This is a genomic window from Desulfallas thermosapovorans DSM 6562 (assembly GCF_008124625.1).
GTDB lineage: Bacteria > Bacillota > Desulfotomaculia > Desulfotomaculales > Desulfallaceae > Sporotomaculum > Sporotomaculum thermosapovorans.
In genome coordinates, this window is sequence record NZ_VNHM01000005.1 from 173,242 (window position 1) to 180,301 (window position 7,060).

General features: G+C 48.1%; 7 protein-coding genes and 1 pseudogene. All 8 read right to left on the bottom strand.

Going from position 1 to position 7,060, the window contains the following annotated elements; genetic code table 11:
- Positions 1-12 precede the first annotated feature (12 nt).
- Positions 13-894, bottom strand: coding sequence for a MinD/ParA family protein (locus LX24_RS06210; protein WP_166511270.1), 882 nt, complete (start codon positions 892-894; stop codon positions 13-15).
- Positions 875-2,104, bottom strand: coding sequence for a flagellar biosynthesis GTPase FlhF (gene flhF / locus LX24_RS06215; protein ID WP_166511271.1), 1,230 nt, complete (start codon positions 2,102-2,104; stop codon positions 875-877). The genes LX24_RS06210 and flhF overlap by 20 nt, the downstream gene beginning before the upstream one ends.
- On the bottom strand, positions 2,094-4,175 hold the full coding sequence (gene flhA, locus LX24_RS06220; protein WP_207706542.1) for a flagellar biosynthesis protein FlhA: 2,082 nt from the start codon (positions 4,173-4,175) through the stop codon (positions 2,094-2,096). The genes flhF and flhA overlap by 11 nt, the downstream gene beginning before the upstream one ends.
- 51 nt (positions 4,176-4,226) lie before the next feature.
- Positions 4,227-5,297 (bottom strand): flagellar biosynthesis protein FlhB, encoded by a 1,071-nt coding sequence (gene flhB, locus LX24_RS06225; protein WP_166511272.1) that lies wholly within the window; start codon positions 5,295-5,297, stop codon positions 4,227-4,229.
- On the bottom strand, positions 5,297-6,064 hold the full coding sequence (gene fliR / locus LX24_RS06230) for a flagellar biosynthetic protein FliR (protein WP_166511273.1): 768 nt from the start codon (positions 6,062-6,064) through the stop codon (positions 5,297-5,299). Before fliR ends, flhB begins: the two co-directional genes overlap by 1 nt.
- 12 nt (positions 6,065-6,076) lie before the next feature.
- Complete coding sequence (gene fliQ, locus LX24_RS06235) at positions 6,077-6,346, bottom strand: flagellar biosynthesis protein FliQ (protein ID WP_166511274.1); 270 nt, start codon at positions 6,344-6,346, stop codon at positions 6,077-6,079.
- 15 nt (positions 6,347-6,361) lie between these two features.
- Positions 6,362-6,724 (bottom strand): annotated as a pseudogene (locus LX24_RS06240) (flagellar type III secretion system pore protein FliP); the annotation flags it as partial.
- Between the two features lie 103 nt (positions 6,725-6,827).
- Positions 6,828-7,060: transposase (locus LX24_RS06245; protein ID WP_166511275.1), on the bottom strand; the 233-nt coding region annotated here is incomplete at its 5' end.

The window sequence follows — 7,060 nt, forward strand, 5'->3', positions numbered from 1 at the left end:
ACCGCCTCCCAGCTATTTAAAAAGCCTTGTCAACTTGCTGATAAAACCGCGCAGCCCGCCCTCAGCATCCACCGGTTTGCTCTTATTCAACATGACAGTGGCAATCCTTTTCACAGCTGCTGAGGCACTGGATTGTGGTTTAGCTAAATAAAAAGGGGTTTGATTTTTAACTGCCCGGACCACTGATTGATCCCACGGGATGCTGCCAAGATGCTTGAGTCTGATGGTTAAATACCTGTCCGCCAGGTTAATCAACCGGTGCACGGGCTCGGAGGATTCAACGTTGCTGCGCGCTTGGTTAATAACAAGGCCAACTTCTTTATGTAATTTAAACCTGTCCATCACCTTAATCAAACTATAAGCATCGGTCAGTGATGTAGGTTCCGGGGTAATAACCATTTGCATCTCGTCCGCCGCAGCACAAAAAGCCAACACATCCTTGGAAATACCGGCCCCGGTGTCAATCATTACAAAATCGGCCATGCTATTTAGTATCTCAATACCATTTAATAATTTGGTACGTTGCTTGGTGGAAAGATTGGCCAACTCCAAAAAGCCCGCCCCGCCGGAAATAATTTTAATACCGCCCGGCCCGGGCAACAATATGTCTGAGATGGGTATGTTTTTGAATAAGTGATCGTATAAGGTCAGTGCCGGCGTCATACCCAGCAACACTTCCACATTGGCCATCCCCAGATCGGCATCGAACAGTATTACCCGCTGCCCCTCACCGGCCAGCGCTATGGACAGGTTAACTGCAAGGTTTGTTTTACCAACCCCGCCTTTGCCGCTGGTGATAGTTATCACTCTCGGTCCCTGGGCGGGGATTGAATCATGGGGGCTAACAATCTCTGATGGCCTTTGTTTGAGGGTATTACGATTGATAATCCTCATCGGTTACCAGGCCCCCAATTATAATATCTGCAAAACGCTTGGGTGTCATATGTTCAATATCATCAGGCACATTTTGTCCCCTGGTTACATAACCTACCGGCAAACCTGTATCACAAGAAACATTCAGCATGGAACCGTATGTATCTGTTTCATCCAATTTTGTAAAAATTATTTTATCATAACCAATGGGCAAAAAGTCATTGGCAATTCTGATTAGATCACGGTTTTTAGTAGGGGCACTTAAAACCAGGTGAATGCTTTGGGTTTCTTTCACCGCACCCATAAAGGTGTGTAGTTCCAGCACCTGGCTCCGGTTCATGGAGGGGCGCCCTTCGGTATCAATAAAAACGATATCCTTATCGCTATGTTTTTCCACTGCCCGGGTCAACTCTCCGGGAGTCATAACCACGTCCACTGGTACATCTATAATTTTACCATAATAATTCAGCTTTTCCGTTATGCCAAAACGGTGGTTATAAACGGTTATCAAACCAATCCGTTTCTTCTCCACCACTTTGTATTTCGTGGCCAGCTTGGCCAGGGTCAAAGTCTTGCCTACTCCGGTGGGGCCGATGAATGAATGAATGCGGGCCGCACTTTTACTGGCATATGCGATCTTGACCAGGTCAATGATTCTTTTCTTTAAATGTGCCCTGAATATTTCCTCGGATAAGCTATCGTCCTGTTCAATATTTGATGGCATATCCTTTAATAATTTTTCAATTATAACTTCGTTTATCTCAGCACGCTGTAACAACTTTTTCCACTTGCCAGGCAATCCGCTATCCATTTTACCACCCCCTTTGTTCAATTCCTGTTGCAAAACAATATTAAACCAGTTATTTTGACTTTTTTCCGAGATTTCCATAATCGGCTCCGGTAACCGGGCCGGTACTAACTTACCCGGTATAATACGCGCCGGCGTTTCCGGTTCAACAACGGACTTTGCGTTTTCATCCCGTCCGGCAGGTACCGGTGACTCTAAAAGCAAAGGAGGTGCCGGTGCTTCAATCTTTTGTTGCACCGGTACGTTAAACTCATGATCATCCACCGCCGCGGTAACCTCGATCCGGCGGGGGCCAAATAACTGCCGAATACTTCTTATCGGCTCTTTGGCAGTGCTAACAATCACTGCATCTTCCCCCAACTCCCGGCGTATTTGCTGCAGTGCCTGCTGCATATCGGCGGCAACTACTTTTTTAATTTTCATCCATTACCACCGTCCCCACTGCCTCGATTTCTATTTCCGGAATTATTTCATTCATTGATAAAACCGCTGTTCCGGGCATCTGCCGGACGATAAAACGCCGTAGTGGCAGGCGCAGCCGCGGTGAACATAACAGCACCGGCGAATACCCTTTACCCAGAGCATTGTCCACTGTTTTAGCTATACTCTCCAGCACCTGGCGGGCCAACCGGGGTTCCAGCACAGGGTAGGATCCCATTTGCGTTGGCTGTATTGCATCGGTCATCATTTTTTCTATTTTCGGATGCAGAGTAATCACCTGGAGTTTGTTTTCAGCATTAAGCAGGCTGCGGCAAATACTGCGGGCAAGGGCCTGGCGCACGTGTTCGATTAAAAAATCCAAATCTTTGTTCATGCGCACGCCGTCCCCCAGGGCTTCTAATATGGTGATAATATCTTTAATGGGTACATTTTCCTTTAGCAGGTTTTGCAGTACCTTCTGCACTTCACCCACCGACATGGGTTCCGGCACCAAATCCTCCACCACCGCCGGGTTTTTCTCCCTCACTACGTCGATTAGTTCCCGGGTATCCTGGCGCCCGATCAGTTCGTGGGCATACTTTTTAATGAACTCCGTTAGATGAGTAACCAGCACAGTGGGAGAATCCACCACGGTAAAACCCGCCAATTCCACCTGTTCCTTTTGCTCACCGGTCACCCACCAGGCCGGCAACCCGAAGGTGGGCTCAGTGGTGGCTATACCCGCCACGTTGATCTCCTGGCCTGTGGGATTAAGGGCCAAATAGTAGCCAGGCATTAATTCTCCGCCATCAATTTCTTCACCATGTATTCTGAAAATATACCGGTTGGGTGGTAACTGCAGGTTGTCCCTGATACGTATAGGGCGCACATAAAGTCCCATTTCAGCTGCCAACTGGCGGCGTACTGCAGTAAGCCTTTGCAGTAAATCCCCCCCTGCTCTATCGTCGGTCAACGGTATGAGGTTGTAACCAATTTCAATTTGCAGTGGATCGGTTTCCAACAACTGCAGTACATTTTCCGGTTCCCGTTTTTCCTGTACCCGCTTTTGGGCATCCTGCTCCTGCACCAATAATTCCTCGCGTTTTTGCGCGTTAAGCAATGAATACCCCAGAAATGCAAGGGCACCGGCCAGTGCAAAAAATACCAATCCCGGCATGGCCGGAATCAAGCCGATGGCAAATAAAATTCCCGCCACAATAAACATTATTTTGGGAAAATTTATAAACTGCCGGGCCAGATCGGTACCAAAACTGGCATCGGCGGTGGCTCTGGTGATTAAAATACCGGAAGCGGTGGAAATAAGCAAAGCCGGAATCTGGGAAACCAGACCGTCGCCAATGGTCAAAATGGTATAGGTCTGCACCGAAGTCATTACATCCATGCCCTTTTGCAGCACCCCGATGGTTATGCCACCGATGATATTAATAATGATGATGACAATACCGGCTATGGCATCACCCCGTACGAACTTGCTGGCACCGTCCATGGCCCCGAAAAAATCAGCTTCCCGCTGCAGCTTGCGGCGGCGTTCCCGGGCCTCATCTTCACCAATCAACCCGCTGTTAAAATCCGCATCAATACTCATCTGCTTGCCGGGCATGGCATCCAGGGTAAAACGCGCCGTTACTTCGGACACCCGGCCCGCACCGTTGGTAATCACCACGAACTGAATTACTGTAATAATAATAAATACAATGGCCCCCACCACGTAGTCGCCGCCCACCACAAATTCACCAAAACCCTTGATGATATTGCCGGCTTGCGCCTCACTTAAAATCAACCGGGTGGAGGAGATATTCAATGCCAACCTGTAAAGGGTTGTAACCAGCAGTAGAGTGGGAAAAATAGAAAACTGCAGCGGCTCGGTGGTAAACATGGTAATCATGATAATCACCAGGGCCAGGGTAATGCTGATGGTTAGAAACAAATCCAGTGCCAGAGGCGGCAGAGGGATAATAATCAACAGCACTATACCCAGAATAGCGGCCGCTATAATAAGGTCAGTATTTTTTTTAAACAATTGGCCGTAACCCGCCTGGGAAAAGGTAGTCACTTTGTATCCCCCAAATCAAAGTTCTATAGTACTGTCCTGGGCTTGTAAACTTTACCCGGCTTTGCCCTTTAGCCGGTAGACCATGGCAATTATCTCAGCAATGGCCTGGTATAATTCCACGGGAATTTCACTACCGATACCCACGTTTTGGTACAATGCCCGGGCCACCGGCGGGTTCTCCACCACGGGAACGTTATTTTGCCTGGCTAAGTTCTTAATGGCTTGAGCCAGATCGCCCGCACCTTTGGCAACAACCACCGGTGCACCGGTTTCTTTTTCATCATACCGGATGGCCACGGACACGTGAACCGGGTTGGTGATAACCACCGTAGCCCTGGGTACCTCCTGGCGGATGGCATTGGCCAGGATTTCCCGCTGCCTGCGACGCAGCCAGGATTTAACCAAAGGATCCCCTTCGGTTTGTTTCAGTTCATCCTTAACTTCCTGTTTGGTCATACGCAAGTTTTTGATATGTTCATAGCGCTGGAACATCATATCAAAAAATGATACCACCAAAAAGGCACCCGCTCCGGCAAAGGCAGTCAATAATAATATGGAGGCAATCAATTCCAGCAACTGGGCCGGGGTTTTAAAATGTATAAGCAATAATTCGGATAATCGCGCCTTAACCACCCAGTAAACAGTGGCGGCAACGATAATTATTTTCAGTACATTTTTAACCAGCTCAAATAAGCTTCGCAGGCTGAAAATCCGCTTAAAACCCTCCACGGGGTTAAGCCTTTCAAACTTTGGTTGCAGCACCCGGGGGGCAAAGAGAACGCCCACCTGCAAAACATTGGCGGCAACGGCTGCAATAAGAATAATAACAAACAGGGGCATGAAAACCATACTTACACGTGCCAAAAAACCAATCATGTAGTAGGGCAGGTTTTCTGCCGGCAAATGAATGTTCACACCGGTCTCAAAATGTTCCAGCAGCAGCCGCTGCATGGAGTAAATGATGCCATCCTCCATGAAGGCAATTGCAAAAAGGGCAGCCAGTAAAATAATAGCCGCACTCAAGTCCCGGCTCTTGGGCACCTGTCCCTTTTCCCGCGCTTCCCTCAGCCTTCGCGGCGATGGCGCTTCGGTTTTTTGCTGCGCAGAATTATTGTCCGCCATCAAGTTATTCCTTTCAACAAGATACCCATGTCCCGCCCGATAACTGTGCACAGTGAATAAATTATACGCACCAGCACGGGCACCATCACACTGAGCGTGACCATACCAAAGATAATCTTAATGGGGAAGCCCAGCATAAATACATTAATCTGGGGCGCGGTCCGGGCTAACAGTCCCAGGGTTATATCCACCACCAGCATAACAGCAACCAGCGGGGCCGCAATTTGTACCCCCAGGGTAATCATCTGGGCAAAGACTTTTATTAAAAACATGGCCACGTCGCCGCTTACCTGAGCGGTGTTAACCGGCACTACGGAAAAACTACGGGTTAACGCCGAAATAATCATGTGGTGACCATCAACGGCTAGGAGCACGGCCAGCCCCGTCATATGCAAGAAACGGGATACAATACCCGCCGTGGCCCCGGCCAGCGGATCAAATATCAAACTCATAAAGAAACCAATCTGCATATCAATCAAGCTACCGGCATAAATGAGCGCACTTAGCACCAGAGTAGCCGTATAGCCCAGGGCCAGTCCCACCATTACCTCCCGTACCAGGGCAAAAATATACTGCCACCCGTCCGAAGGGTATACCTCAGTACCGGTAGCCATGGTGGGATAAATAACCACCGCCATGGTAAAGGACAGGCCTATCTTAACCAACCCGGGGATATTGCCCAGTGAAAACAGCGGTCCCGCCACAAAGAAAGCGGACAGTCTGGCCAGCACAAGAAAAAAAAGCGCCAGTTGATTAATATCCAGCAATGTATAAACCCCTTACCTTAGCAAATCGGGAATCCTGTTGTAAACACGGGTGGTAAAACTCATCATGACACGCATGATCCACGGTGCCATGACGGCCAGGGTTATAAACACGGCAATTATTTTCGGCACAAAGGTGAGGGACTGTTCCTGCACCTGGGTGGTGGCCTGCAAAATACTGATCACCAATCCTACGATCAGGGAAACGGCCAGCGGAGGCAAGGACACGATGCATACCATCAAAAGGGCATCCCGGACCAGCTCAACAATGAAAGTTTCAGACACCTGCTTCCCTCCCTGTTAAAAGCTTTCCACCAGCGTTTTAACCACCAGATACCACCCATCCACCATTACAAAAAGTAATATTTTAAAGGGTAGGGATATCATCACCGGCGGCAGCATAAACATGCCCATGGACATCAGGGTACTGGCCACCACCATATCGATCACCAGAAAAGGTACATAAATCATAAAGCCGATCTGAAACGCAGTTTTAAGCTCACTTATCACAAAGGCGGGTATCAAAACGTCGGCGGATAACTCCTCCTGGTTTTGCGGTTTTTCCTTATCTGCAATATTTATAAACAAGGCCAGGTCCTTTTCCCGGGTTTGCTGGACCATAAAGGAGCGTAAAGGGGCAAATCCCCTGTCTATAGCAGCCTGTCTAAGAATTGATACTTTAAAAAACTGTGGTTAGGGGCCTTAAAACAAATTCATATGAATTTATATAAAAATTTTAAGCAGAATGAGGTGCCCCTTTAACTATTTACCAAGCCAACTTCTTTTTATTTCCAAATAGCTTCAAAATGTTGTGCGTAAGGCATAGAAGGACCCATTCTCCGCGCACCAAGTCGAGCCCGCGGAGAAGAAATCTTCGAAAACCCCGGGCTTCCTTAATTTGGCCAAAAACAGGCTCAACTGTTTGTTTTCGCAAGGCATATTTTGCCCGTCCTTTTTGGGTTCGCAACTTCCTTTTCATACGATCAGGTAATAACAAAT